Below are 23,935 nucleotides of genomic sequence, written 5' to 3'. Positions count from 1 at the left end.
CTGTCAACTTACCTGTCGAGAGATGATTCTGAGACCTGCGTGCTGTTTTTTCAATCCTTCGTATTAATGGTCAATAGGATTTTTCCCTCTATTCATATAATTATATTAATCCGGGTCTAAGTGTATAAGTATTAAAAAATAAATAAGGTCATTTAATTTCTATTTTTTGGTATTTAAATCTATTTAATGTGTATTTTTCATATTTAAATCCTGTGTTTTTGTCTTTTTGCGACATAACGTTTTATTTTTGATCTGGGCGGGGTAAATTTGTTGCCACTGATACGGAACGCTGAAAGGCAGGTATCAGCGAAAGAATCTGCGCTCGATAATAAAGCGGCGCGTTAAACATCAAGAGTGAATTGTTGATCTAATTGACGTCAATGAGTACCTCTTTCTTACTAAGGAATGTAAGGGATTTAATATGAAACTGAATAAAATCATGATGGCAGCAGTATTGGCTTTCGGCGTAGCGTCTGTGGCTCACGCAAAAGACCAGGGCCACGGCACCGTAACCTTTAAAGGCGCGATCATTGACGCACCTTGCTCAATTACCCCGGAAACCGTAGACCAGACCGTTAACCTGGGCCAGATTTCCAACGTGGCGCTGAAAAACGGCGGCCAGTCCTCGCCTAAAAACTTCGTGATTAAGCTGGAAAACTGTGAGCTGACTGATACCACTCCTGGTAAAAACAATACCGTTTCCATCAAATTTACCGGTGCCACCTCGGTAGAGGACGACAAGCTGCTGGGCATTACCGGTACTGCTAAAGGCGCTGGTATCGCCATCACCGACGGTTCCGGCAAGCTGATTGAACTGGGTAAAGCGACAGCGGCGCAAACCCTGCAGAACGGTAACAACACCCTGAACTTCTCTGCATATCTGCAGGGCAACAAGGCGTCTACTGCTGTTATCACCCCGGGCGACTTCCAGTCCGTGGCTGACTTTACCCTGGCTTACCAGTAAGTCCGGCTGTTTTTCCTAAATCCAGCATGCGGGCTTGCTCGCATGCTTTTCAGGAGCATCCGAAGACGGAAGAGTTTATGAATAGGGAATATTCTATGGGCCATTCTCACGCAAAATTAATGCTTCCTTGCATATTAGCCTTGTTGCTAATGGCAAATGACTCTCAGGCTGCTTATTCCTCTCAGGGATTGGGGCGAGTCAATATGCAAGGAGCCATTATTGATACCGCCTGCGCCATCGCCACGGAAAGTCAAGAGCAGGTGATCGAAATGGATACGGTGCCGGTAGCGGATATCGTTCGCGATGGGAAAGGAATATCCAAGGGTTTTTCTATTGAGTTAACTAACTGTGTATTGTCACGCACTGAAAAAAAACTAAGTGACTGGCAACACTTTCAGATGACATTTGATGGCGATAATGATGGCGGGTTATTTGGTGTTGATGGTGAGGCGAAAGGTGTTGGCCTGCAGATAGCCGATGCTTACGGAAATGTTGCCAGGCCAGGTAGTCCGCTGCCCGCTGGGGAAATAGAGCCGGGAAGTATGCGTCTTAATTATGAAATGCGCTTGGTGGCCAATAAAAAAACGCTGCGGGCGGGGGCCTATTACTCTGCGATTCGATTCAAAGTTGACTACTACTGAGGCTGAACTCTGCCGATAAATACTATTAAACAAACAGGGTCGTGGATATGTTTTTTTCTCCTGCATGGAAGCTGTTTCGTCCTCATGCGCTAAGTATCGGTATATTTCTGGCGTTAGCGCATTTAACGCCAAAGGCAGAAGCCGAGGATGGCATTCAGTTTAATACCGATATTTTGGACGTTAACGATAGAAAAAATATCGACCTGAGCCAGTTTTCACGCAGCGGCTATATCATGCCGGGCGCCTATGCCATGGTGATTCATCTTAATAACAATGAATTGCCGGAACAGAGCGTCAGTTTTTATCCGCCGGATGACGATGCTCAGGGCAGCCAGGCCTGTATTTCACCGGCGCTGGTGGAACAGCTGGGGCTGAAACCGGATGCATCAAAAGGACTGCGTTGGTGGCATCAGGACGAGTGTCTGGATATCGCCAGCCTGAAGGGCATGGAGGCGCGCGGCGATTTAGCCACGGCGGCGCTGTATTTGAGCATTCCGCAGGCCTATCTGGAATATTCCTCGCCTGACTGGGATCCGCCGTCGCGCTGGGATGAGGGCATTCCGGGCCTGCTGTTTGACTATAACGTTAACGGCCAGACTCAGCGCCAGGAGCGGAGCGGTGGGCAGAGTAACAGCCTGAGCGGCAACGGCACCGCCGGCGCCAACGTCGGTGCCTGGCGATTGCGCGCTGACTGGCAGGGGCAGCTCAATCACCAAACCGGCAGCGGCCAGGGTACCGATCAGCGGCTGGATTGGAGCCGTTACTACGCCTATCGGGCCGTTTCTGCGTTGCGCTCGCGCCTGACGCTGGGTGAGGACTACCTCAACTCCGGCCTGTTCGACAGCTTCCGTTTCACCGGCGTTAGCCTGGTGTCTGACGACAACATGCTGCCGCCGAACCTGCGCGGCTATGCCCCGGAAGTGGTCGGGGTGGCGAAAACCAACGCCAAAGTCACCATCAGCCAGCAGGGGCGGGTGATTTATGAGACTCAGGTGGCGGCGGGGCCGTTCCGCATCCAGGACATCAGCGAGGCGGTCTCCGGCGAGCTGGACGTGCGGGTGGAAGAGCAAGACGGCAGCGTGCAGGCGTTCAAGATGAACACCGCCAGCATTCCATACCTGACGCGCCCCGGTTCCTGGCGCTTCAAAATGGCGGCGGGCAAGCCTTCAGACTGGCAGCATCGCAGCAATGGGCCGCTGTTCGGCACCGGCGAGTTTTCCTGGGGGGTGAGCAACGGTTGGTCGCTGTACGGCGGCGGCCTGTTCGGTGGCGACTACAACGCGGCTTCGCTGGGTATCGGCCGCGATCTGATGGCGCTGGGCGCGCTGTCGTTCGACGCCACCCAGTCGCGGGCGCGGCTGCCGCAGCAGGACGGCACGCTGAGCGGCGGTTCATACCGCCTGAGCTATTCGAAGACCTTCGACGAGACCGACAGCCAGGTGACCTTCGCCGGCTACCGCTTCTCGGAGCAGGACTTTATGAGCATGAGCGAGTATTTGGACGCGCGTTACTATGGTGGCCGGGTGGGCAACAACAAGGAGATGTACACCATCACCTTTAATCAGCAGTTCCGGGATATAGGCCTGAGCCTGTACCTGAACTATGACCACCAGACCTATTGGGATCGACCGGCCAATGACCGTTACAACCTGACGCTGTCGCGCTATTTCGATATCGGCCGCTTCCGCAACCTGAGCCTGTCGTTGACCGGGTACCGCAACAAGTACGAAAACACCAACGACGACGGCATGTACCTGTCGCTGTCGCTGCCGTGGGGCCAGGGAGCCAACCTTAGCTACAGCGCGACGGTAAACCGTCACGACAGCAGCCAGCGAGTGGGGTATTACGATCGGTTGGATGAGCATAGCAACTATCAGCTGAACGTCGGCAGCGCCAGAAACGGCGCCAACTTCAGCGGCTATTACAGCCGTGAGGGCGATGTGGCCCAGTTGAGCGCCAACGCCAGCTATCAGCAGGGCAGCTACAGCGCGCTGGGCTTCAGCGCGCAGGGCGGTGCGACCTTAACGGCAGAAGGCGGAGCGCTGCACCGCATCGGCATGCCGGGCAGTACCCGGCTGCTGCTGGATACCGGCGGCGTGGCCGGGGTGCCGGTGCGTGGTTACGGCAGCACCGTAGATACCAACCGCTGGGGCAAGGCGGTGGTGACGGACGTTAACAGCTACTACCGCAACAAGGCCAGCATCGATCTGAACAAGCTGGGAGAAAACGCCGAGGCCACCAAATCGGTGGTGCAGGCCACCCTGACCGAAGGCGCAATCGGTTATCGCAAGTTTGATGTGCTCGCCGGGGAGAAGGCGATGGCGGTTATCCGGCTGGCGGACGGCAGCACGCCGCCGTTCGGCGCCACGGTGATGAACGCCAGCAAACAGGATACAGGGATTGTGAACGACGGCGGCAGCGTCTACCTGAGCGGCATCCGGCCAGGTGAAAGCATGACCGTGCACTGGAACGGCGCGGCGCAGTGCGCCATCAGCCTGCCGCAAGCGTTGCCGGCTGACATGATGAGCAACCTGCTGCTGCCGTGCCGGGCGTTGCCGGCCAATGAGCCAGAGGCGTAATGAACGCGAACACCCTATTTGAATCTGTAAGAGTGATAAACGTATGAAAAAGAACTTTACCATGAGCAAACATCAATTGCTGACCGCCGCGCTGTTGGGCGCGCTGCTGGCGCCGCAGGCGCAGGCCGCTATCGCGCTGGATCGCACCCGGGTGATCTTCGACGGCAGCGAAAAGTCTGTCAGCCTGAATATCAGCAACCAGAACAAGCAGTTGCCATACCTGGCGCAGGGCTGGCTGGAGGACGAAAAGGGCAACAAGATTCAGAGCCCTCTGGCCGTGTTGCCGCCGGTGCAGCGCGTGGAGCCGGGCAAGCCGAGCCAGGTGAAGATCCAGGCGCTGCCGGCGACCAAACAGCTGCCGCAGGACAGGGAGTCGCTCTACTACTTCAACCTGCGTGAGATCCCGCCGAAGAGCGACAAGCCGAATACGCTGCAGATTGCGCTGCAGACGCGCATCAAGCTGTTCTATCGCCCGTCGGCGATTGCACCGCAGCAGAATGCCGCGCCATGGCAAGAGCAGCTGACGCTGAGCAAGCAGGGCGACAAGTATGTGGTGAATAACCCGACGCCTTATTACGTCACTTTGGTGGACGCAGGGGCCAGGAAAGGCGTGGCTGGCGTGCAAGGTTTCGAGCCGTTGATGGTGCCGCCGAAGAGCAGTGCGCCGCTCGGCGTCAACGCCAGCGCGTTGGGTAACGGCCCGGTGCTGACCTATATCAACGACTACGGCGGTCGCCCGCAGCTGAGCTTTAACTGCAGCGGCAACGCCTGCCAGGTCGTGCCGGAAAAGAGCAAGTCGTAACACCACCGGCTGCGGCGGGTCATCGGGAGGAATAAAGATGCAATGGATGAGCGAGAAACTGAGAAAACACCTGCCGGAGCGTCACGACTGTCGGTATTACGGCACCTTGGGTGGGCTGGCGCTGATGGTGCCTCTCACCCTCGGGGCGATGCTGTGGCTGATGCCGGCTGCGCAAGGGCAGGTGGCGGATAACTGGTACACAGACGGCGCCAATGGCGTGCTGCAGGTGCGCGGCGCGCTGACGGAGAGCGCCTGTCGGCTGGAGATGGAAAGCGCCTGGCAGGCTATCAGCCTGGGGGAGATCGGCACCGGGCGCCTGCAGAATATTGGTGACCGCGGCGCGCCGGTAGCCTTTGAGTTACGGCTGAGAGACTGCCTGCGCAGCCCGGCCGGCAGCCGGGATTCACGCACCGGCGCCTTAACCTGGGCCAATGATCAACCGGCGGTAACGGTCACTTTCCGCGCCGGGCAGGATGCGGATAATCCGCAGCTGGTCAGGGCTCAGGGTGTTGCCGGGTTGGGATTGCGTCTTACCGACAGCCGTGGACAGGATGTGCGGCTGGGCAGCCGCGGGGAACCGTTGCTGCTGACGCCGGGGCAGAATACCTTGAGCTATAGCGTGGCGCCGGAACGCACGGCGGCCCGTCTGACGGCCGGAGCCTATCGCGCCACGGTGGATTTTAGCCTGAGCTATGACTGAGGAATCGAGGAACATGGCGCACGAATTTAACCTGGCCAGCGGTTTCAGCTTTTGGGGTAATGCGGCGATGTTTCTCCTCTGTGCGGGAATTCCGCCATTGAGTGATGCGGCGTCTACCGTGACGGTCAGCGTCACGGTGCAGATGCCGCCGCCTTGCGTGATCAATGGCAATCGCACTATAGAAGTGGACTTCGGCGAGCTCCTGACGGTCAGCGTGAATGGCAGCAATTATAAGAAAAGAGTGGATTATACGCTGGAATGTTCGGGCCGTCAGTCCAATGCCATGCAGATGAAGATTCAGGGCAACGCGACCTCCTTTGATGCCACGGCGCTGCAGACTAACATCAGCGACTTTGGCGTGGCGTTACGCGCCAATGGGCAGCCGCTTAATATCAATAGTTGGCTGAAATTCACCTATTCGGATAATCAAACGCCGTTGTTAGAGGCGGTGCCGGTTAAAAAAGCGGGCAAAACGCTGCCCGGTGGCGCTTTTATTGCCGACGCCACCCTGCTGGTGGCTTATCAGTGAGGAAGGGAATGAGCTTGCTCTGCAACTGACGGAATACGTCTCAGCCTTGGCAAAACGGTCAGGATTTCGTTCAGTGATACGGAGAGTGCTGCACGCCTGGGGTTATTGGCTTTTAATTGCGTGGGGAAGAGTGGTGTCGCCATCGGCCTGGAAAATGCTTCTGGCATTTTGTTGCCACTGAATAAGTTAACTAAGAAATATTAGCTGCTGACAGAAAAATAGAGTCACCCTTGAAGCGTATGGGCGTGCTGAACCTGAAGCAATAAAAATATAACTATCGGCAGGGGGTAGCGCTTAATAAACATTTTTACTGATCTGTAAATAATCTGTTTCAGAGCGTAAAAAGGAAAGGCAAACGAAATTTTTAGACTGAACCAACGCTATAAACTATTGGATTTTTCTAAGTTATCTTATTGGGGGGGCTCATGCTAAGATTTTTTTGTTTTCTTCTTGCCGTTGTCCCATTTTGGGCAAGTTCGTATAACATTACTGGCAGTGCGGTGAGGAATGATACTACTTTTCCAATAGTTTACTGGGAGTATGATAATGATTATTATATTGCGAACGATCTTAACCCGTGTTATCGGGTCAGTAACTGTTATATCGTCTATGGCGAGCTATTTTCTGAAAACAGATTTTCGACCTATAATCGTTATCCAACCAATAAGTCGGCAACTAATTACCCTGAGTTGCAGGATTTTATGTCAAACATGAGTCTAAGATTCTCAGGGACAAAGTATAATGCGATCACGGCCACTGTGCCCGATGGAATAAAATACCCCTGCGTTAATTTGGGTTATCAGATAGGGTCTTCTTCCCCTTCACCTATAAACCCGATGAGCTGTACCACAGGGCCGGGAGGAAGCACGCCGCCACCGGTTACCTGCACGATAAACTCGCAGGATATTACTTTGCAGCATCCGGCGATTATGGCAAATGAATTAAATGGTAATCGCAAAGAGGTGAATGTCAACGTGTCGTGTAACAGAAACAGCAGTATCAATCTGCGTATGACAGGGTTAAGCGGTAATGGACGTCTCTCTCTGGCTGCTAATGGCAGTTTATATTCTGAGTTGACAATAAATAACGTTTCTGCCCAGAGTGGGGTCACCGTAACTAATGTGGGAACCGGCGGTAAAAATATCACTATAGCATCGGCGTTGGTAAGTAGTGGTGAGGTGGCTTCTGGTAAGTATTCAGCCTCTGCCGTATTATTGCTCACAATCCCGTAAATCCTGGTTTACGCTATGGGGTGGTTGATTGCAAACTCCTTTTCCGACTATGCCGCCGAGAAGAGAGGGGAAATTAATATGTTGAATTTATTTAGGGAGGCGTTATGCATGCAGTACAACAACGTCTGCTTTGGTTAGGAAGATGTTATGGCGTATTGACATTAACCTTAGCGGGAGGGGCACTTATTTCTGTAGGGCAGGCGGCAACGGCGCCGATATATATATCCGGCACGATCACCAGCAAGCCTCAATGCGTTATTAACGGCAACCAAACGATACGCGTGGATTTCGGTGACGATCTGATCACCACAAAAGTAGACGGCGGCAACTATATTCGCCCGGTCGATTATACACTGGAATGTCGGAATAACAGTAAAAATGCCATGAAAATGAAAGTGGTGGGGACGACAGCTGCGTTCAACAGCAGTGCGATTCAAAGTAGTAAGACCAACCTGGCTATTGCGCTGCGGGCTAATGGCAATCCGTTGACTATCGGCAGTTGGCTGAACTTTACCTATCCCAATAAGCCGCTATTGCAGGCGGTGCCGGTCAAAGGCAGCGGGGCGCTGACCGCCGGCGCTTTCAGCGCTGCGGCGACGTTAATGGTGGATTATCAATGAAGATGATTGATGGCAAAGCCTTGTGTCTGCTGGCCTGCACTTTTTTCTTATCGATGCTGCCGGGGTATGCGGCAGACAACGCCGCGGCAATGACGTTCAGCGGCATTCTTAACGACCCACCGGCGTGTGTGATCAATAACGGGCAGCAGATCGACGTGGACTTTGGCGAACGCGTGGGTATCAGCAAAGTGGATGGGCAAAATTATCTGCAAACCATCAATTATCGCATCGACTGTGAACCGGGAGGGAGCGGGCAAACGCTGGGGCTTACACTGATAGCCACCGCCAGCGGTTTTGATATTGCCGCCGTGCCGACCAACGTGCCTGATTTGGCCATACGCCTGCTGTTGGCGGGGAATGCCTTTGTGCTGAATAAACGCGTGGCGATTGACGCCGCGAATCCGCCGGTACTGCAGGCGGTGCCGGTCAAGCGTAAAGGAAGCGAATTAAAACCGCAGGCGTTTAGCGCACAGGCGACGTTGCTGGCGGATTATCAATAAAAGCCTGACAAAGGTCATTAATAAAAATATGGCAAGATATGAAAAGCCATAAGATGGTATCTGCCAAGCTTCAATTTATATATAGCGAGAATCAGAGGTTTTTATGAGATTCCTGATGCGGTTGCTTCCTGTTTTTATTTTTTTGGGTTGGTCTGGGTATTCTTATAGTTATGATGTGGAAATAAATTGGCAGCCTTCCAGTGATGGACGAGGGATGCAGATGACTGTGATATCGGTAAATTCTCGCTTAACTCCTAATAGTAAGGTGAATTGCGGATTATTTGCATCGTGTTTTGTACATGTGGGGGGGGGAAGCCTAAGCGTTGGTGCTACCTTCTATCATGATTTCCCCAAAATGTCTTACCGTGGCCAGCACGAAGTTAAAAAAATTGTTGATGCATGGGGGGGGACTTCTCCTAGCGTATATATCAACAACTGGGGGGAGATGGTCGATAAAATTGGTGGCGCTCCCTGCTTTGCCTTCGATATACGTGGGTCAACCGGTGGCGGGTCGTTTGGTGATACCTGTGGAGGAACGGCCACTCCCCCCCCTGTCACCCCTAAGCCACCTGAGCCGCAGATCTCCTGCTACCTGAGCGGCAATATTTATCTGCAGCATGGTTCGCTGGCTGATAGTGAAGTTGCCTCTAACAAGGCTAATACGACCGCTCGCGTGTATTGCACAGGCGCGGCCAAAGTAAAAGTGCGCGCGTTATCCAGTATTGGCAGCGACAGTTATATGGTTAATTTGCGTTCTGACGGCAGTTTACAATCCCTGCTAACCGTGAATGGTGTTGTCGGTAATGGCAGTGGTGTGTTGCTGGATGTTCCTGGCTTGTCAGGAAAAGACGTGGTGTTTTCTTCAATGTTAATCACATCGGGAACGCCAGCGCCCGGCGATTTTTCCGGCTCGGCGGTGGCTGTAGTGGATATCCTCTGATAACGGAGGGAGATAATATGATGATAGTGTTTGGCAGAGCATGCCGATATGTGCTGGGTGCGATAGCATTGTCAACGGCAATGCTGGGAAATAGCGTTGCAGCCGAAAATATGCGCTTTCATGGCGCGCTGGTGGCGGAGCCATGCGTTATTCCGCCAGGCAAAGAAGTCATCCAGCTCGATTTCGGCAGCGTGGTGGATAAGTATCTTTATCTTAATCAACGTACTCATGGTATCCCGTTGGTCATTCAGTTGGCGGAATGCGATCTGAGTTTGGGAGCGACGGTGACGCTGACCTTTACTGGTAATGAAAGCATTAAGCTGCCAGGGATGCTGTTACCGGAAGCTGGCAGCCAGGCCGCAGGCATTGCTATCGGTTTGGAAACGCCGGAAGGGCAGCCTTTACCGTTGAACCGGCCCAGCGCTGCATACCCCCTGCGCGCCGGCAATAGCGAAGTGCAATTGCGTGCATATGTGCAAGGTGAGCCGCAGGCGATAGCGCAAAAGAGTATTACCCATGGCGCTTTTAATGCAACAGCGACCTTTATTCTTGGATATGAATAATTTATTTTTATGACCCCTGCTGCTTAGTTTTTTACTTACGATATCAGTAAATGTTTAATAGGGTTGCTGTTTGTTGTCCTGCGTATCTGGTCGATAGTTTTTTTCATGCTAAGAGCACAGGAGAAATTAAACGATATAATATTGCTCGGTGTAAAAATAAACGTCTTTTCACGATGTCTGAATAAAGTAAGAGCTGGCCAAGAGGGAAGAGAAAATGAAACAGCTTAATATCGTCATTGACGACGAGAACCGTTATTTTGCCGAGGGCCTGCGGCTCAGTATTGAAAAATATGCGAAGAGAAATAATAGAACCATCTGCTTTTTAGCCCCGGGCGCTGCGGAACAGCCTGATATGGTGCTTGCCTCCTCCCGGCGGCGCGCCCAGCGCTGGCGCAGAACGAGCCAAGGTGGCGCTCCGCAGGTCGTCACCGTTAAAGAACGGCCTATTTCAGCTGTGAAAGATGCTGTGCGCGTGCTTTACCGCACGGATGATCAGATCAAGCTGTTTGAGTTGCTGAATGAGGCATTGTCTGGTTCTGACTCTGTTCTTGTCAAACCTCAGCGCCTGACCCAGCGTGAATGGCAGGTGGTGAACTATCTCCGCAGCGGGGTCGATCAATCGCAAACCGCCAGGCTGTTAGGCGTCAGCGTAAAAACCGTGCACAGTCATAAACGATCGGTTATGAGCAAGTTGATGTTAAGCCGCAATCATGAGTTTATTTATTGGCTGTTGTCCCAGGAGGGAGAATATTCTTAACCTTGATGAGGGATACTCTAATTTTTCTTTTTTGTTATTCTGACATCTCATGTTATTTTCAATTTTAATGAGATGGCTATGTGCTTTTAACATACTAATGGCGTGAATGTTAAACTTTAAAAGATAGTTCACAAGCACGTCGCACAGGTTGTGAAAAAATACGGTAGATTTATTAATGGCTATTTATCGATGAGCAGGGGTTAGCCCTGTTTTTTTTGGCTCATAACGCGCTATGGATTATGAGTTATGAAAAACTATTTATCAAGTGAATATTATATTTGTGTGGTGCCGAGATGTACCCAGGGATGGTAAATTGGATCTTTTTTATCTGGCGATTTTTTTGTTTTTTCTGAGTTTATATGCGTTTTTCAAACACGATCAGCGCATGAAGAAAAGGCGATTGGCGATAGGTGAAAGAGGGCGCTAGCCGCAACAGGAAACCAGTACAGGGTCTGCCGCACAGGGAAATAAATACAAACGGGTAATTCAATAAACAAGGAGAAGGACATGATGAGAAAAAAAATCGCATTACTGGGTTGCACACTGCTGATGTGTTCGCAGCTGGCTCAGGCCAAGCTGGTGATCGACGGTGGTCTTAATGGCAATATCGGCAGCGGCAACGGTGCTTCAGTTGACGTGAGCATTAACGGCAGCACTAACGGCAACAACGGCACCGGTGTAAACGTTGGCGGTTCGCAAAAGCCGGATTCTAGCGCCAGCCAACTGCAAAAAGACATTTACGCGTCAATTTGCGCCAGCCCGTTTATGAAGAAATACGCTTCGATTTGCCAATAAGGAGTGTATGTAGTCAAGCCCGCCACGACTATGGTGGGCTTTTTCTTCGTTTTGCCCGCCATAGGTATCTCAATCTTGCCGTTCAGGCTTGATGTAGGCAATGCCTTGTTCGTCATACAGAGTGTAAATCATCCGCAACAGTGTCCTGATATCTTCAGATTCATCCAACTGTCGGGTGCTCATGATGATCGGGGAAACCAGGCGCCGTTCGTTCAATATGTTGTAGACCACGTCCGGGCGCTTCAGGCTGTGCAGGCAGTGAGGAACCAACGCGATGCCTTCACCAGCGGCTACCAGCCCCAATGCGACCTGCAGTTCCCGCACCTCCATGATTTTTCTGGGGACTAACACACGATCGCGAAAGGTCGCCAGCACCTGATCGGCAAAGCTTGGGCGCGGCGTTTGCGGGTAAACGATCAGCGTTTCCGCCTGTAGGGCGCGCAGCGTTAATCCCTCCGAACGAGCCAGCGGGTGATCGGCCGCTAAGGCCGCCATCAGAGGCTCTTCTCGCAGGATAATGCGGCGTATATGCATGTCTTCATGGCGAATGCGGCCGAATCCTACATCAATTTTCCCTTCCTTGAGCGCTCGAATCTGTTCCAGAGTGGTCATTTCATGCAGGTTCAGACCTACTTCGGGGTGAGCGGTGCGGAAACGGCGAATCAGCTGCGGCAGGATGTCATAGAGCGTTGAGGCGACAAAACCGAGCGACAGCGGGCGCTCTACTTGCCCCACGCGCTGGGTCATGGTCTTCAATTCGAGACTTTGCGCCAGGAATTGCAGTGCGTGCCCATAGAGAAAGCGCCCGGCCGCGGTCAGCACCAGAGGACGGGCGCCGCGTTTAAACAGCCTCACCCCCAGGCTCGCCTCCAACTGCTGAATTTGCCGGCTGAGCGGCGGTTGGCTGATATGCAGCCGCTCAGCCGCTCGGCTGAAATTCTGCTCTTCCGCGACGGCGATAAAATAGCGTAAATGACGCAGCTCCAAGATTATGCCTTTAAGGTATCAATACGATGCAAAATGGGTGTTAGACGAGCGCGCCCATGAGCGATATCGTCGCGAATGAAAATAAAATATGTATTGGCCACTCATCATAGGTGGTTTTTAATTTTTATTAAAGAATAAGTTTTTTAGCTAAATCCAACTCGTCTATATAAGTGAAATACATAAGCTCAACCTATTATTGGTGGTTTGCTCTGATATTTATGGTTGGTGCCGATTTCATTTCCGGGAGGACATATGTCGCAAGCTAATATTTATGTCGTGGATATCAATCCAATAATAGATAATGCGAAACTGAATAATATGCACCGACTCACGGTGTTATGGTGCGCTTTTATTATTGTTTTTGACGGTTTCGATCTTGCAGTACTGGGTGTGGTCCTTCCTGAACTCATGGCGAACTGGGGCATCACTGCGGCTCAGGCAGGCCTGCTGGGCAGTTATACCTTAGTAGGCATGATGCTCGGCGCGATTTTATTGGGTCCGCTCTCAGATAAAATAGGCAGGAAGAAAACCATTAGTTTGTGTATTATCACCTTTAGCTTATTTACTTTTCTTTGCGGCTTTAGCGTTAATGCTGGCCAATTCGGCTGGTGTCGTTTTATCGCCGGCATGGGGCTGGGAGGCGTTATGCCCAGCGTTACGGCCCTCACCAGCGAATATTCACCTAAAAGTAAGCGGAGCCTGATGGTTGGGCTGATGTTTAGTGGTTATTCCATCGGCGGCATGCTCGCGGCGCTGTCAGGCATTTATTTGATCCCGGTCGCGGGGTGGCAATCTATATTTTATATTGCCGCTTTGCCACTCATTGTTTTGCCATGGATGTTAAGCCACCTGCCCGAATCGGCGGCATTTTTAGTGAAAACCGAACAGCATGACCGTTTAAAACGCCTTTTGGAAAAGATTGCGCCAGACTATATCCATCAACCCGGTACGAAGTTTATCAGCTCTTCCTCGGCAGGTATAAAAGCGGGAAAGGCGACCCTGAAGGATCTGTTCGCTGAACGCAGAGGCTTAAGTACGTTGATGTTCTGGCTGGTTTTCTTCATGTCGCTGTTTGTCATCTACGGCATGACCTCCTGGTTGCCTAAGTTGATGTTGCAGGCTGGCTATCCATTAGGCTCCAGCCTGTCGTTCCTGTTTGCGCTGCATCTGGGCACCATTGTCGGGGCGTTGAGCAGTTGCTGGCTGATGGACCGAATGAATGGAAGACGTATTCTTATTGGGTATTTTTTGCTGGGCGCCGCCACTTTAGTGTTGTTGGGTACTCAGACGCCGGTGTACATCCTGTATTTGCTGCTGATTATTGCAGGTGCAAGCACCATTGGTACGCAAATCGCGATGAGTTCTTATGTCGCCCGTTTTTATCCTGGAACCATGACTTCGACGGGCCTTGGCTGGGGCCTGGGCATTGGCCGTATTGGCGCGATTCTGGGGCCCTTCATGGGGGGGCTGTTGATTGATAGTGAATTGACGCTTCAGCAAAACTTTATGGCTTTCGCGCTGCCGTCGCTGCTGGCAGCCGTCTGCCTGCTTTTCGTCAATCCGCGCCTGGCCGTTTCCTGAACTTCACTCTTCCTTGGCGTAGAGATACACCGAAGCGCGGGAAACGCCGAGGTGCTGCGCCACAATCTCCATCGCCTTTTTCACCTCGAGCAGGCCTTGCTCCCTCAGTTCCTGAATCAACCGCTTTCTCTCCGGCGTTTTCAGCGCGCGCGGCGTGGTGGCGTGGCGTGCGGCGAAGCGATCGATACGGTTGCGGATGGCCTCCGCGCCGCTGGGCTCCAGGTGTTCCGTCACCGCGCCGGCCGCCGTTTGCGTGAACTGCGCCAGCGCGTTTTGCATGCCGCGGAACAGCGTCATATCAACGTTCAAACAGAGTGCGGCGACGTAGTCGCCCTGCGCATTCTTGATGCCGATCGAGGTGCTTTTCGCCGGGCGGCCATCGGCGAACTGGTTGCCGTAGTTGGCGATCACGCTGGGAAACTCCGCCGAAGCGATGCGAGCCAGGCCAAGTTCCGTCGCCGCTTGGCCGACTTCTCGTCCGGACAGGTTGTTGTGGATCGCCAAAATGGCGTGTTCGGGATTTTGCAGATCGTGAACCACCACCTCGCAAAACGGCGCGAAGGTGGCGCTCAGCCCCTCGGCAATCACATTCAACTGGGATAACAACAGGTTTTCCGGCACTTCAGGCATAGGGCACTCCGATCACTTTCTTGGCGGCGTTGGCTCATTTCGAGCCAGATGAAGAACATACCACAAGTGCGGCGCACGGCGGTTTTCATCTGGCGCCTGGCGGCACTAAAAATGATCTTGCTCCCAATTCTGCACTTCCCGATTGGCATTTGGCCGTCGCGCAGGTATATAACATCATTACTGGACTTATTTTCTAATTTTGGATTATTTGTTTTAAATATGACAATGTTCGTGCGTTAAAAGCCGTATCGCACACACCGAGGTTTTTCAGCGCTAGCTTCAACGGCCCGCAAGGGCATGGAGAACAATAATGTCTGCGACTTCAGTCGTCGGTTCTGCACGAAAACCTTTTTATTACACGTTGACCTTTCAGTTGGTGGTAGGGCTGGCGGCCGGTGGCGCGCTGGGCCTGTTGTGGCCGCAAATCGGCGCTCAGCTCAATCCGCTGGCGGCGGCCTTCGTCAAACTGATCAAAATGGTGGCCGGCCTGATTGTGTTTCTCACCGTGGTAGCCGGTTTTGCGCAGGTTAAACGCGGTGCCGGCGTTGGCCGCCTGGGCATGATCTCGGTCTGTTATTTCGAAGTGGTCAGCACGTTGGCGCTGCTGATCGGCCTGGCGATGGGCAATCTGTTTGAGCCGGGCAAGGGGCTGGTCTTGCATGCCGATGCCGCCACGGCGCTTAAACCGGCGGAGCCCCTGCAAGGCATGGATTTCGTGATGAGCATCATCCCGAAAACGGTGGTTGATGCGTTGGCCGGCGGCATCATGCTGCAAATCTTGTTGGTGGCTCTGCTGTTTGGCTATGCGCTGTACGCGATGGGCGATAAAAGCAAGCCGGTGGTTGATTTGGTGAATCTGCTGACCGTCGCCACCTTCAAAGTGGTCAATATCATCCTCAAGCTGGCGCCCGTTGGCGTATTTGGCGCGGCGGCGTTCATGCTGGGCAAATACGGCATCGGCGCGCTGATGCCGGTGATGAAATTGGTGGGGCTGGTCTATCTGGGGTGTCTGTTCCTCATTGTGGTGGTGTTTTCCGTGGTGGCCTGGTTGACCCGTTTTAGCCTGTTCAGTTTCTTAAAACTCATCAGGGAAGAGCTGATCATCGCCTTTACCACCACCTCATCGGAAGCCGCCTTGCCTGGCCTGATGAAAAAACTTGAATCGGTCGGCTGCAGTAAAGCCACCGTCGGTTTTGTCGTGCCGACCGGTTACTCCTTGAATCTGGACGGCTCTTCAATCTACATGACGTTAGCGGCGCTGTTTATCGCTCAGGCCGCCGGTTTGGAGCTGAGCCTGGCGCAACAGGCCGGTCTATTGATGGTGTTTCTATTGACCTCGAAAGGCGTAGCCGGCGTGACGGGCGGCGCTTTCGTCACGCTGTCCGCTTCGCTGTTGATGTTTCCAGAGATACCGATGGAGGGGCTGGCACTGATTCTCGGCGTGGATCGCTTGATGGATACCATGCGTACGTTGACCAACGTGGCCGGCAACGGCGTGGCGACCATGGCGATTTCTTACTGGCAGAAAGAACGTGTGGGTTTTCAGGCGAGGCTGCCTGAAGCGGCTGCGCGCAAACCCGTCTGAATGCCGCCCTGCGCCGTTTCCGCAGGGCTTTTCGAACCTGTGCAAGGATTAAATATGAAGCATGATGTGGTTTACAACGCCGCCGGCGGCTTTCCTCCCGCCGGTCATTATTCGCCCAGCTGTACGGCCAATGGGACGGTCTATATCTCTGGTCAATTGCCGATCGCCTTTTCCGGTGAGAGTCTTGCCGACGAACCTTTCGCGCGGCAAGTCCGTCAGGTGCTGGACAATCTGGATGCCTGCCTGGCAGGGGCCGGCGTCGGCCGCGCGCAGCTGGTTCAGGTGCGCGTCTATCTGACGGATATCGATTTGTGGCCGACCTTCAATGCGCTGTATGCCGAATGGATCGGCGAGTTTCGCCCTGCGCGCGCGGTGGCCGGCGTATCGCAACTGCATTATGGCGCCGCCGTGGAAGTGGAAGCTGTCGCGTTGGCCGCCCTTTAACCCTTACTGACAGGTAACGCTATGACCGATTTGATTTTACCCGTTTATGACGACGTGGCCGCCGCCGCCGCGCGCATCAATGATTATACTCACCGCACGCCGGTGCAGACTTCACGCACGGTTGACGACGATTTCGGCGCCAGCATATTTTTCAAATGCGAGAACCTGCAGCGCATGGGCGCCTTTAAATTTCGCGGTGCGATGAATGCTTTGCTGCAGTTTTCTCCGGCGCAGCGCAAGGCCGGGGTCGTGGCCTTTTCTTCCGGCAATCATGCGCAGGCGATCGCGCTGGCTGCCCGGCTGCTCGACATTCCCGCCACGATCGTCATGCCGCACGACGCGCCGGCGGCCAAAGTGGCTGCGACGCGCGGCTATGGCGGCAAAGTGGTGGAGTACAACCGTTATCATGAAGATCGCGAGCAGATCGGCCGGGATCTGGCGCAGCAACAGGGATTAACGCTGATCCCGCCTTACGATCATCCGCAGGTGATCGCCGGGCAGGGCACCGCAGCTAAAGAGCTGTTCGACGAGGTTGGCGAACTGGACGCGCTGTTCGTTTGTCTGGGCGGCGGCGGGTTGCTGGCCGGTTCTGCGCTCGCCGCGCGCCGGCTGTCGCCGGGTTGCCGAGTCTATGGCGTAGAGCCTGTGGCGGGCAATGACGGGCAGCAATCATTCCGTACCGGCCGCATCGTTCACATTGAGACGCCGCAGACCCTCGCCGATGGCGCGCAGACGCAGCACCTGGGCCAATATACTTTCCCTATTATCCGCCGGGACGTTGACGACATTCTGACGGTGACCGACGATGAGCTGATTAGCGCCATGCGCTTTTTCGCCGAACGAATGAAAATGGTGGTGGAGCCAACCGGCTGCCTGGGATTCGCCGCCGCCTGCGCGCATAAATCGATGCTGCGGGGAAAACGCGTCGGTGTGATCATCAGCGGTGGCAACGTCGACATTCGCCGCTACGGCGAGTTGCTGGCAGGTCAATAGAACCAGGCAGGTGACGAGAGAGAACCATGGTGACAGACAAGACGGTATTTGAGCAGGTCGTGGCGTTGCTGAGCGCCGGAGAGGCCGCATTCCGGGTGATAGAACATCCGGCGGAGGGGCGCTGCGAAGCGGTGGCGGCGCTGCGCGGCACCGAACAGGGGCAGGGCGCCAAGGCACTGGTCTGCCAAACGCGCATCGACGGCGCCAAGCATTACATTTTGGCGGTGCTGGCGGCGGACCGTCAGGCGGATCTGCAGCGGTTGGCGGCCGAGTTGGGCGGTAAAAAGGCATCGTTGGTCAGCCCGGCGGAAATCACGACCCTGACGGCCTGCGTGCCGGGGGCGATCCCGCCGTTCAGCTTCCACCCGCAGCTCAGGCTGGTCGCCGATCCGGAGCTGTTTGACCGTTACGATGACATTGCGTTTAACGCCGGCGATCTGCAACGCTCCGTGGTGCTCAATGCGCAGGATTATCTGCGTATTGCGGCGCCTGAGTTTATTCATTTTGCGCGTACGGAGACAATGACGGAGTGAGAAAAAGATCGTCTGTTCGGACGAGTTGAACAACAACGCTGAACCGCCGTTTACCGCCGGTTCAGCGTTGTTATGCTATATCCTTTGTTCGGAACCGCTGGCTGAACGAGAGACTGAGTTTGATCACCAATCCCCTATCCCGCAAAGAATACGCAGTATGGATGTCGTTAACGATAGGGTTCAGCTTTGCGTGGCTAAATCTTTTAGAGATTTATAATCGTGATACGTTATTTTTTCAGAAGTTGACGATTTCCGTCATCAATAACGTATCGTTCGCCGATGTCATCGCCCCTTACCTGAGGCTGATTCTGTATCTTCCTTTCGGCGTGTTGGCGATCGTGCTGACGCTGCTGTTTTGCGCCCAGCGGTTATGCGATACCCGGTTCTTCGTGCTCGCCTGGCCGGTTTCTCTGGCGATCTTCCTGGCCTTTTGGTTTATCAACGTCGCTTTCCCCGGGCATCTCAATCTGGTATTAGCCGCCAAATCCTGTGTGCTGGCGCTGATTGGGCTGATCCCACCGAGGAAGCGGAAGACCGAATAATTGAACGCAGTTCGATGGAGAGTCCGTACCCCAGAAAGCGAAAAACCCGCCATAGGCGGGTTCTTCTGAATAGGGCGACCGGACTCGGACAACCGGCGCTGGCGCCGCGTTGAACAGCGCTTCAGCGCTGGCCCGCAGGGTGAGGCCTCTGGCCGAATAATCGAACGCAGTTCGATGGAGAGTCCGTATCTCAGAAAGCGAAAAACCCGCCATAGGCGGGTTCTTCTGAATAGGGCGACCGGACTCGGACAACCGGCGCTGGCGCCGCGTTGAACAGCGCTTTAGCGCTGGCCCGCAGGGTGAGGCCTTTGGCCGAATAATCGAACGCAGTTCGATGGAGAGTCCGTATCCCAGAAAGCGAAAAACCCAGCCATAGGCGGGTTCTTCTGAATAGGGCGACCGGACTCGGACAACCGGCGCTGGCGCCGCGTTGAACAGCGCTTCAGCGCTGGCCCGCAGGGTGAGGCCTCTGGCCGAATAATCGAACGCAGTTCGATGGAGAGTCCGTACCCCAGAAAGCGAAAAACCCGCCATAGGCGGGTTCTTCTGAATATGGTGCCCGGACTCGGAATCGAACCAAGGACACGGGGATTTTCAATCCCCTGCTCTACCGACTGAGCTATCCGGGCAACGGGCAGCATTAAACCGTATTGGCCGATAGCCGTCAACGGCTTTATGCGTGAAAGACGCGAAAATGCCTCCGGTTGCTGGCTTTTCAGGCAAAGGGCGCAAAAAATGCGCCTGTTGGGGCTATCACCTCGGGTTGGTGGCGCTGCCAACCCTGCCGATTCAGCTCAGCGCCCCGTTGCGGCGGCACTGCGCCACCTGCAAGATGTCTTCCGCCAGCCGTTTGGCGACCGATACGTCCTGGAGCTGGCGTTTTACCAGCAGTTTGCTCAGGCAACCTTCCTGAATCAGCTCCATTTGCTGCGCCACCATGTCGGCGTCGTCGGCGTCCATGTCGCGCAGCAGTTCGCGGGTCAGCTCCAGCGAGGTCAGCTTCTGTTGCTCCGCCAGTTGGTGGATCGGATGATCCGTTTCCGGGAAGAAACTGCAGGCGGCGATAAACAGGCAGCCGGGGTAGCGGTCTTGCTGCACGTATTCCGCCAGCACGTCATAGCGCGCCAGCAGTTTTTGCTGCGGGCTCAGGCTTTCGTCCAGCAGCAGCTGGCGGCGCCAGGTGTCAATCTGTTGGCCGTGGTAGCGCAGGCAGTCGTACAGCAGCGCTTCGCGATCCGGCCAGAACCGTTTGAGATCGCCGGGCTGAACGTCGAGTTTTTCCGCCAGCATCTCTAATGTGGCGGTCGCCAGGCCCTGTTGTTCCAACAGGCCCAGCGCGGTATCAAGGACGTGTTCACGTTGCACTTGTGCTTCCTCCCATTCGCTTCCGATCTTCAGTGTCAGTTATCGCATCACTTTCTGCAAATGCGCGTTGAAGGCTTCCGCCTTCATAAAACCGGTGACCCGCTGCGCCGTCAGTTCCTGGCCCGCCGGATCGAAGAACAGGATCGTCGGCAGCCCCAGCACCTGCAGATGCTTCAGCAGCGCAGCCTGTTCCGCGCTGTTGGCGGTCACGTCCGCCTGCAGCAGCACTGCGTTGGCCAGGCTCGCCTGCACCGCCGCATCGCTGAAGGTGTATTTCTCGAACTCTTTACAGGCTACGCACCAGTCGGCGTACAGATCGAGCATCACCGGCTTGCCGCGTGCCTGTTGCAGCGCCAGATCGAGCTGTTCGACGTTGTTGATGCGGGTAAAGGCCAGGTGTGGCTGAGCGGCCTGCTGCGCCTGGTCGGCGCCGAAAGCCCAGTCCTGCAGCGGCCGTGCGGCGATCACCGCCGCTGCCAGCAGCAGCAGTTGCAGGGCGCGAGCCCAGCCGCGCGCGCTTCTCAGGCTCAGGGCGAAGGCCCAACCGAAGAACGCCAGGCCGAGCAGGCTCCATAAACGCATGCCCCACAGATCGCCGATCACTCGCTCCAGCAGGAACACCGGCAGCGCCAGAATGACGAAGCCGAAGGCCTCTTTCACGTATTGCATCCACGGGCCGCTGCGCGGCAGCAGGCGGTTGCCGAACAGGGTGACGATCACCAGCGGAATGCCCATCCCCAGCGCGTACAGGTACAGCGTGCCGCCGCCGGCCCACAGATTGCCGCTCTGGGCGATATACAGCAGGATGGCGCTGAGCGGCGCGGTGGTGCAGGGCGAGCAAATCAGCCCGGCCAGGGCGCCCATCAGGAACACGCCGGTCAGCGAGCCGCCGCGCTGGGTGTTGCTCCAGTTAGCCAGCCGGGTTTGCAGTGCGGAAGGCAGCTGCAGGGAATAGAGGCCGAACATCGACAGCGCCAGGGCGATGAACAGCACCGACAGGCCGATCAAGACATAAGGATGTTGCAGCGCCGCCTGGAACTGCAGGCCGGCGGCGGCCACCACCAAGCCCAGCAGGGTGTAGGTGAGCGCCATGCCCTGCACGTAAACCACCGCCAGCGCCAGAATGCGGCCGCTGCTTTGTGGCCGGTCATGGCCGAGAATGATGCCGGAGATCAGCGGGTACATCGGCAGCACGCACGGCGTGAAGGCGATGCCGATGCCGATCAGCAGCGCCCACAGCGGCGAAAACGGCAGGCTGGCCGGTGCGGCGGGCGCTTCAGCCGGTGCAGCGGCCGGGAGCGGGGCGGCAGCGTTTGCGCTGACGGCATCCAGCGGGATCACCCGGGTTTCCGGCGGATAGCAGAAACCGGCCTCGGCGCAGCCCTGATAGGTGACGCTGAGGCTGGCGTTGGCCGCCGCCTGTTGCAGAGGCACCTGCAGATTAAGCTGCTGCTTGAAGATGGCGACTTCGCCGAAGAACTCGTCCTTGTGGCTCAATCCTTCCGGCAGGGTAAAGGCGCCAAGCGTCGCCTGCTGGGGCACCAGTTTGATCTGCTGACGATACAGGTAATAGCCGGGGCGGATCTGCCAGTTCAGCGTTACCTGGTTGCCTTGCTGTTTGAAATCGAAAGCGAAGGCCCGATCGACGGGCACGAACTGGCTGCCGCCCGTCGGTGCGAACAGCGAAGCCTGCGCCGCCTGCGGCAGGAAGAACAGGCTGCACAGCAGCAAAATCAGTTTAATGAAGCGTTGATCCATGACAGGTAGTCTTTATCTCCGGCCATCACCGGCAATACCAGCAGCTCGGGCGTCTGGTAGGGGTGATGTTGTTTCAGGGTGTCGAGCAGGGCCTGCTGACGGCGGCGATCGCTTTTGAACAGCATCTGCACCTCGTATTCCTGTTCCAGTTTCCCTTCCCAGTAATACAGCGAGGTGGCGCCGGGCAGCAGCGTGGCGCAGGCCGCCAGCTTATCGCCCAGGACCCGCGCTGCCAGTTCCTGGGCGCTGGCTTCATCGGGTGCGGTACAGAGTATGACGACAGCTTCGCAATCAGACATCTTCAGCCCTCTCATCGGTTCGAATGGGCACTATACCCTGAAGGCGGATTGGCTAGAAGGCGAGTTTATCGCCAAAAGGAAAACCGGGGCCGCAGCCCCGGTCGAAGCGTTACAGCATGACGCTGCCGAGCAGGAAGCCGAATACCACCGCGAAAATCACGCCCATGGTGCCGGGAATGAAGAACGGATGGTTGAACACGAAGCGGCCGATGCGCGTGGTGCCGGTATCGTCCATCTGCACCGCGGCGACCAGCGTCGGGTAGGTCGGCAGGATGAACAGGCCGGAAACGGCGGCGAAGGAGGCGACGGCGGTCAGCGGCGACACGTTCAGCGCCAGCGCCATCGGCATCAGCGCCTTGGCGGTGGCGGCCTGCGAGTACAGCAGCGCCGAGCAGAAGAAGAAGATCACCGCCAGCAGCCACGGGTGCGCCTGAATGACGCTGCCGGCCGTCTCTTTGATCCAGTCGATGTTGGCCTGCACGAAAGTATCGCCCAGCCAGGCGACGCCGAGGATACAGATACAGGCGCTCATGCCGGCCTTGAAGGTGCTGGAGTTCAGCACCATGTCGGTGTCGACGCGGCACAGCAGGGTGGTCAGCGTGGCGACGCTCAGCATGATGATCAGGATGGCGTTGGTGGTGTTCATCAGCGGCTTGGCCACCAGGCCCAGGCCCGGGCTGTTGATGATGGCGTAGGCGACCACGCACAGCACGCCCAGCAGGAACAGCAGCACCGAGGCTTTGGCGCGCGGTTTGATCGCCAGCGCGTTGTTGCCGCGCAGGGTGATCAGGCCTTCTTCCAGGCGTTTCAGGTAGACCGGATCGTTAGACAGCTTGGAGTCGAACAGCCAGGTCACCAGCAGCGACATCACCAGCACGGCGCAGAAGGTGGACGGGATCACCACCATCAGCAGGTGCAGGTAGCTGACGCCGTGGCCTTCCATCACCGAAGACATGTACACCACCGCGGCGGAAATCGGCGAGGCGGTGATGGCGATCTGGGCGGAGACCACGGCGGTCGACAGCGGCCGGCAAGGCTTGATGCCCTGTTCTTTCGCCACTTCGGCGATCACTGGCAGCGCCGAGAGCGAGATGTTGCCGGTGCCGGCGAAGATGGTCAGGAAGTAGGTGACGATAGGGGCGAGAATGGTGATATGTTTGGGGTTCTTGCGCAGCAGCTTTTCGGTCTGCTGCACCAGGTAGTCCATCCCCCCGGCGACCTGCATCGCGGAGATCGCCGCGATCACCGCCATGATGATGGAAATCACGTCGAAAGGGATGCTGCCCGGCTTGACGCCGATCAGCGCCAGGACCAGAACGCCCAACCCCCCCGCGAACCCGATACCGATACCGCCCAACCTGGCCCCTAAAAAGATGGCCAGCAGAACGATAACCAATTCTACGGCTAGCATAGTGTTTACTCCTTAAAATGAGATTTCCCGTCATCCTTGAAACTGCATCGGTGTTGGCTGCGAGCACTCACCCCAGTCACTTACTAGAGTAAGCTCCTGGGGACTTGCGCTCTTGCCGCCTTGATGCAGTCCCAATGATTTAGGGTGTAAATTGAAAATAAAACGTTAAAATTTTGTGGGCGCCG

The 23,935-nt window shown here is 55.4% G+C and carries 25 protein-coding genes and 1 tRNA gene; 19 read left to right on the top strand and 7 right to left on the bottom strand.

The genetic code is table 11. From position 1 onward, the window contains the following. Positions 1-421: 421 nt before the first annotated feature. The 13 genes from ACMGF9_RS22115 (at position 422) to ACMGF9_RS22055 (ending at position 11,622) form a co-directional block, all read left to right on the top strand. On the top strand, positions 422-964 hold the full coding sequence (locus ACMGF9_RS22115; protein ID WP_075686654.1) for a fimbrial protein: 543 nt from the start codon (positions 422-424) through the stop codon (positions 962-964). Between the two features lie 119 nt (positions 965-1,083). Beyond that, the gene (locus tag ACMGF9_RS22110; protein WP_118892719.1) at positions 1,084-1,605 is read left to right on the top strand and encodes a fimbrial protein; all 522 of its coding nucleotides are present in this window, start codon (positions 1,084-1,086) and stop codon (positions 1,603-1,605) included. A 47-nt stretch (positions 1,606-1,652) separates the two neighbouring features. Further along, the gene (locus ACMGF9_RS22105; RefSeq protein WP_118892535.1) at positions 1,653-4,184 is read left to right on the top strand and encodes an outer membrane usher protein; all 2,532 of its coding nucleotides are present in this window, start codon (positions 1,653-1,655) and stop codon (positions 4,182-4,184) included. A gap of 43 nt (positions 4,185-4,227) precedes the next feature. Continuing rightward, positions 4,228-4,986 (top strand): fimbria/pilus periplasmic chaperone, encoded by a 759-nt coding sequence (locus tag ACMGF9_RS22100; RefSeq protein ID WP_075686649.1) that lies wholly within the window; start codon positions 4,228-4,230, stop codon positions 4,984-4,986. 37 nt (positions 4,987-5,023) lie between these two features. Next, positions 5,024-5,686, top strand: a complete 663-nt coding sequence (locus tag ACMGF9_RS22095) for a fimbrial protein (protein WP_414160423.1) — start codon at positions 5,024-5,026, stop codon at positions 5,684-5,686. A 13-nt stretch (positions 5,687-5,699) separates the two neighbouring features. Then, positions 5,700-6,215 (top strand): fimbrial protein, encoded by a 516-nt coding sequence (locus tag ACMGF9_RS22090; protein ID WP_176326581.1) that lies wholly within the window; start codon positions 5,700-5,702, stop codon positions 6,213-6,215. A gap of 425 nt (positions 6,216-6,640) precedes the next feature. Then, complete coding sequence (locus ACMGF9_RS22085; RefSeq protein WP_176326580.1) at positions 6,641-7,447, top strand: hypothetical protein; 807 nt, start codon at positions 6,641-6,643, stop codon at positions 7,445-7,447. Between the two features lie 104 nt (positions 7,448-7,551). Continuing rightward, positions 7,552-8,067, top strand: a complete 516-nt coding sequence (locus ACMGF9_RS22080; protein WP_176326579.1) for a fimbrial protein — start codon at positions 7,552-7,554, stop codon at positions 8,065-8,067. After that, positions 8,064-8,567 (top strand): fimbrial protein, encoded by a 504-nt coding sequence (locus ACMGF9_RS22075; RefSeq protein ID WP_176326578.1) that lies wholly within the window; start codon positions 8,064-8,066, stop codon positions 8,565-8,567. Before ACMGF9_RS22080 ends, ACMGF9_RS22075 begins: the two co-directional genes overlap by 4 nt. 103 nt (positions 8,568-8,670) lie before the next feature. Next, positions 8,671-9,507: a hypothetical protein gene (locus tag ACMGF9_RS22070; RefSeq protein ID WP_414160683.1), complete on the top strand. Its 837-nt coding sequence runs from the start codon at positions 8,671-8,673 to the stop codon at positions 9,505-9,507. Positions 9,508-9,587: 80 nt separating this feature from the next. Further along, positions 9,588-10,070 (top strand): fimbrial protein, encoded by a 483-nt coding sequence (locus ACMGF9_RS22065; protein ID WP_226883055.1) that lies wholly within the window; start codon positions 9,588-9,590, stop codon positions 10,068-10,070. Between the two features lie 214 nt (positions 10,071-10,284). Then, a complete protein-coding gene (locus tag ACMGF9_RS22060; protein ID WP_166444750.1) occupies positions 10,285-10,827 on the top strand; it encodes a helix-turn-helix transcriptional regulator in 543 nt (180 codons plus the stop codon). A 507-nt stretch (positions 10,828-11,334) separates the two neighbouring features. Further along, positions 11,335-11,622, top strand: coding sequence for a hypothetical protein (locus ACMGF9_RS22055; RefSeq protein ID WP_176326575.1), 288 nt, complete (start codon positions 11,335-11,337; stop codon positions 11,620-11,622). Between the two features lie 69 nt (positions 11,623-11,691). On the opposite strand, the gene ACMGF9_RS22050 is transcribed toward ACMGF9_RS22055, so the two are convergent. Continuing rightward, on the bottom strand, positions 11,692-12,609 hold the full coding sequence (locus tag ACMGF9_RS22050) for a LysR family transcriptional regulator (protein ID WP_015376366.1): 918 nt from the start codon (positions 12,607-12,609) through the stop codon (positions 11,692-11,694). A gap of 252 nt (positions 12,610-12,861) precedes the next feature. Between ACMGF9_RS22050 and ACMGF9_RS22045 the strand changes: the two genes are divergently transcribed. Next, a complete protein-coding gene (locus ACMGF9_RS22045; RefSeq protein WP_088381163.1) occupies positions 12,862-14,190 on the top strand; it encodes an MFS transporter in 1,329 nt (442 codons plus the stop codon). A gap of 3 nt (positions 14,191-14,193) precedes the next feature. On the opposite strand, the gene ACMGF9_RS22040 is transcribed toward ACMGF9_RS22045, so the two are convergent. After that, positions 14,194-14,820: a transcriptional regulator gene (locus ACMGF9_RS22040; RefSeq protein ID WP_015376368.1), complete on the bottom strand. Its 627-nt coding sequence runs from the start codon at positions 14,818-14,820 to the stop codon at positions 14,194-14,196. Positions 14,821-15,130: 310 nt separating this feature from the next. On the opposite strand from ACMGF9_RS22040, the gene ACMGF9_RS22035 reads away from it, so the two are divergent. From ACMGF9_RS22035 to ACMGF9_RS22015, 5 genes are all read left to right on the top strand, one after another. Beyond that, positions 15,131-16,405 carry a cation:dicarboxylate symporter family transporter gene (locus tag ACMGF9_RS22035; RefSeq protein WP_414160420.1) on the top strand — a complete coding sequence of 425 codons (1,275 nt, stop codon included), beginning with the start codon at positions 15,131-15,133 and terminating at the stop codon, positions 16,403-16,405. A gap of 54 nt (positions 16,406-16,459) precedes the next feature. After that, positions 16,460-16,849: a RidA family protein gene (locus tag ACMGF9_RS22030; protein ID WP_046897895.1), complete on the top strand. Its 390-nt coding sequence runs from the start codon at positions 16,460-16,462 to the stop codon at positions 16,847-16,849. A gap of 21 nt (positions 16,850-16,870) precedes the next feature. Further along, positions 16,871-17,842 (top strand): threo-3-hydroxy-L-aspartate ammonia-lyase, encoded by a 972-nt coding sequence (locus tag ACMGF9_RS22025; RefSeq protein ID WP_076740818.1) that lies wholly within the window; start codon positions 16,871-16,873, stop codon positions 17,840-17,842. A 26-nt stretch (positions 17,843-17,868) separates the two neighbouring features. Continuing rightward, the gene (locus ACMGF9_RS22020) at positions 17,869-18,375 is read left to right on the top strand and encodes a YbaK/prolyl-tRNA synthetase associated domain-containing protein (protein ID WP_172575081.1); all 507 of its coding nucleotides are present in this window, start codon (positions 17,869-17,871) and stop codon (positions 18,373-18,375) included. A 119-nt stretch (positions 18,376-18,494) separates the two neighbouring features. Beyond that, positions 18,495-18,917: a hypothetical protein gene (locus tag ACMGF9_RS22015; RefSeq protein WP_226883036.1), complete on the top strand. Its 423-nt coding sequence runs from the start codon at positions 18,495-18,497 to the stop codon at positions 18,915-18,917. Between the two features lie 553 nt (positions 18,918-19,470). Here ACMGF9_RS22015 and ACMGF9_RS22010 read toward each other — a convergent pair. From ACMGF9_RS22010 to ACMGF9_RS21990, 5 genes are all read right to left on the bottom strand, one after another. Next, positions 19,471-19,546, bottom strand: a tRNA-Phe gene (locus ACMGF9_RS22010). 160 nt (positions 19,547-19,706) lie between these two features. Then, positions 19,707-20,282 carry a division control transcriptional repressor DicD gene (dicD, locus tag ACMGF9_RS22005; RefSeq protein ID WP_004929655.1) on the bottom strand — a complete coding sequence of 192 codons (576 nt, stop codon included), beginning with the start codon at positions 20,280-20,282 and terminating at the stop codon, positions 19,707-19,709. Positions 20,283-20,321: 39 nt separating this feature from the next. After that, positions 20,322-22,040, bottom strand: coding sequence for a protein-disulfide reductase DsbD (locus tag ACMGF9_RS22000; protein WP_414160419.1), 1,719 nt, complete (start codon positions 22,038-22,040; stop codon positions 20,322-20,324). Next, positions 22,016-22,339, bottom strand: coding sequence for a divalent cation tolerance protein CutA (gene cutA, locus ACMGF9_RS21995; protein ID WP_015376376.1), 324 nt, complete (start codon positions 22,337-22,339; stop codon positions 22,016-22,018). The genes ACMGF9_RS22000 and cutA overlap by 25 nt, the downstream gene beginning before the upstream one ends. A gap of 109 nt (positions 22,340-22,448) precedes the next feature. Next, positions 22,449-23,750, bottom strand: coding sequence for an anaerobic C4-dicarboxylate transporter (locus ACMGF9_RS21990; RefSeq protein WP_118892531.1), 1,302 nt, complete (start codon positions 23,748-23,750; stop codon positions 22,449-22,451). Positions 23,751-23,935 lie beyond the last annotated feature (185 nt).

It is taken from the genome of Serratia sp. BNK-23, from assembly GCF_047456145.1.
Lineage (GTDB): Bacteria > Pseudomonadota > Gammaproteobacteria > Enterobacterales > Enterobacteriaceae > Serratia > Serratia nematodiphila.
The sequence above is the reverse complement of the archived record's forward strand: the minus strand, read 5'-3'. Positions and strand labels throughout refer to the sequence as shown.

Bases quoted from the DNA above. Each gene is read 5' to 3' on its own strand.
- ACMGF9_RS22115 (WP_075686654.1), top strand. From the start codon at position 422: ATGAAACTGAATAAAATCATGATGGCAGCAGTATTGGCTTTCGGCGTA.
- ACMGF9_RS22110 (WP_118892719.1), top strand. From the start codon at position 1,084: ATGCTTCCTTGCATATTAGCCTTGTTGCTAATGGCAAATGACTCTCAG.
- ACMGF9_RS22105 (WP_118892535.1), top strand. From the start codon at position 1,653: ATGTTTTTTTCTCCTGCATGGAAGCTGTTTCGTCCTCATGCGCTAAGT.
- ACMGF9_RS22100 (WP_075686649.1), top strand. From the start codon at position 4,228: ATGAAAAAGAACTTTACCATGAGCAAACATCAATTGCTGACCGCCGCG.
- ACMGF9_RS22095 (WP_414160423.1), top strand. From the start codon at position 5,024: ATGCAATGGATGAGCGAGAAACTGAGAAAACACCTGCCGGAGCGTCAC.
- ACMGF9_RS22090 (WP_176326581.1), top strand. From the start codon at position 5,700: ATGGCGCACGAATTTAACCTGGCCAGCGGTTTCAGCTTTTGGGGTAAT.
- ACMGF9_RS22085 (WP_176326580.1), top strand. From the start codon at position 6,641: ATGCTAAGATTTTTTTGTTTTCTTCTTGCCGTTGTCCCATTTTGGGCA.
- ACMGF9_RS22080 (WP_176326579.1), top strand. From the start codon at position 7,552: ATGCATGCAGTACAACAACGTCTGCTTTGGTTAGGAAGATGTTATGGC.
- ACMGF9_RS22075 (WP_176326578.1), top strand. From the start codon at position 8,064: ATGAAGATGATTGATGGCAAAGCCTTGTGTCTGCTGGCCTGCACTTTT.
- ACMGF9_RS22070 (WP_414160683.1), top strand. From the start codon at position 8,671: ATGAGATTCCTGATGCGGTTGCTTCCTGTTTTTATTTTTTTGGGTTGG.
- ACMGF9_RS22065 (WP_226883055.1), top strand. From the start codon at position 9,588: ATGCTGGGAAATAGCGTTGCAGCCGAAAATATGCGCTTTCATGGCGCG.
- ACMGF9_RS22060 (WP_166444750.1), top strand. From the start codon at position 10,285: ATGAAACAGCTTAATATCGTCATTGACGACGAGAACCGTTATTTTGCC.
- ACMGF9_RS22055 (WP_176326575.1), top strand. From the start codon at position 11,335: ATGATGAGAAAAAAAATCGCATTACTGGGTTGCACACTGCTGATGTGT.
- ACMGF9_RS22045 (WP_088381163.1), top strand. From the start codon at position 12,862: ATGTCGCAAGCTAATATTTATGTCGTGGATATCAATCCAATAATAGAT.
- ACMGF9_RS22040 (WP_015376368.1), bottom strand. From the start codon at position 14,820: ATGCCTGAAGTGCCGGAAAACCTGTTGTTATCCCAGTTGAATGTGATT.
- ACMGF9_RS22035 (WP_414160420.1), top strand. From the start codon at position 15,131: ATGTCTGCGACTTCAGTCGTCGGTTCTGCACGAAAACCTTTTTATTAC.
- ACMGF9_RS22030 (WP_046897895.1), top strand. From the start codon at position 16,460: ATGAAGCATGATGTGGTTTACAACGCCGCCGGCGGCTTTCCTCCCGCC.
- ACMGF9_RS22025 (WP_076740818.1), top strand. From the start codon at position 16,871: ATGACCGATTTGATTTTACCCGTTTATGACGACGTGGCCGCCGCCGCC.
- ACMGF9_RS22020 (WP_172575081.1), top strand. From the start codon at position 17,869: ATGGTGACAGACAAGACGGTATTTGAGCAGGTCGTGGCGTTGCTGAGC.
- ACMGF9_RS22000 (WP_414160419.1), bottom strand. From the start codon at position 22,040: ATGGATCAACGCTTCATTAAACTGATTTTGCTGCTGTGCAGCCTGTTC.
- cutA (WP_015376376.1), bottom strand. From the start codon at position 22,339: ATGTCTGATTGCGAAGCTGTCGTCATACTCTGTACCGCACCCGATGAA.
- ACMGF9_RS21990 (WP_118892531.1), bottom strand. From the start codon at position 23,750: ATGCTAGCCGTAGAATTGGTTATCGTTCTGCTGGCCATCTTTTTAGGG.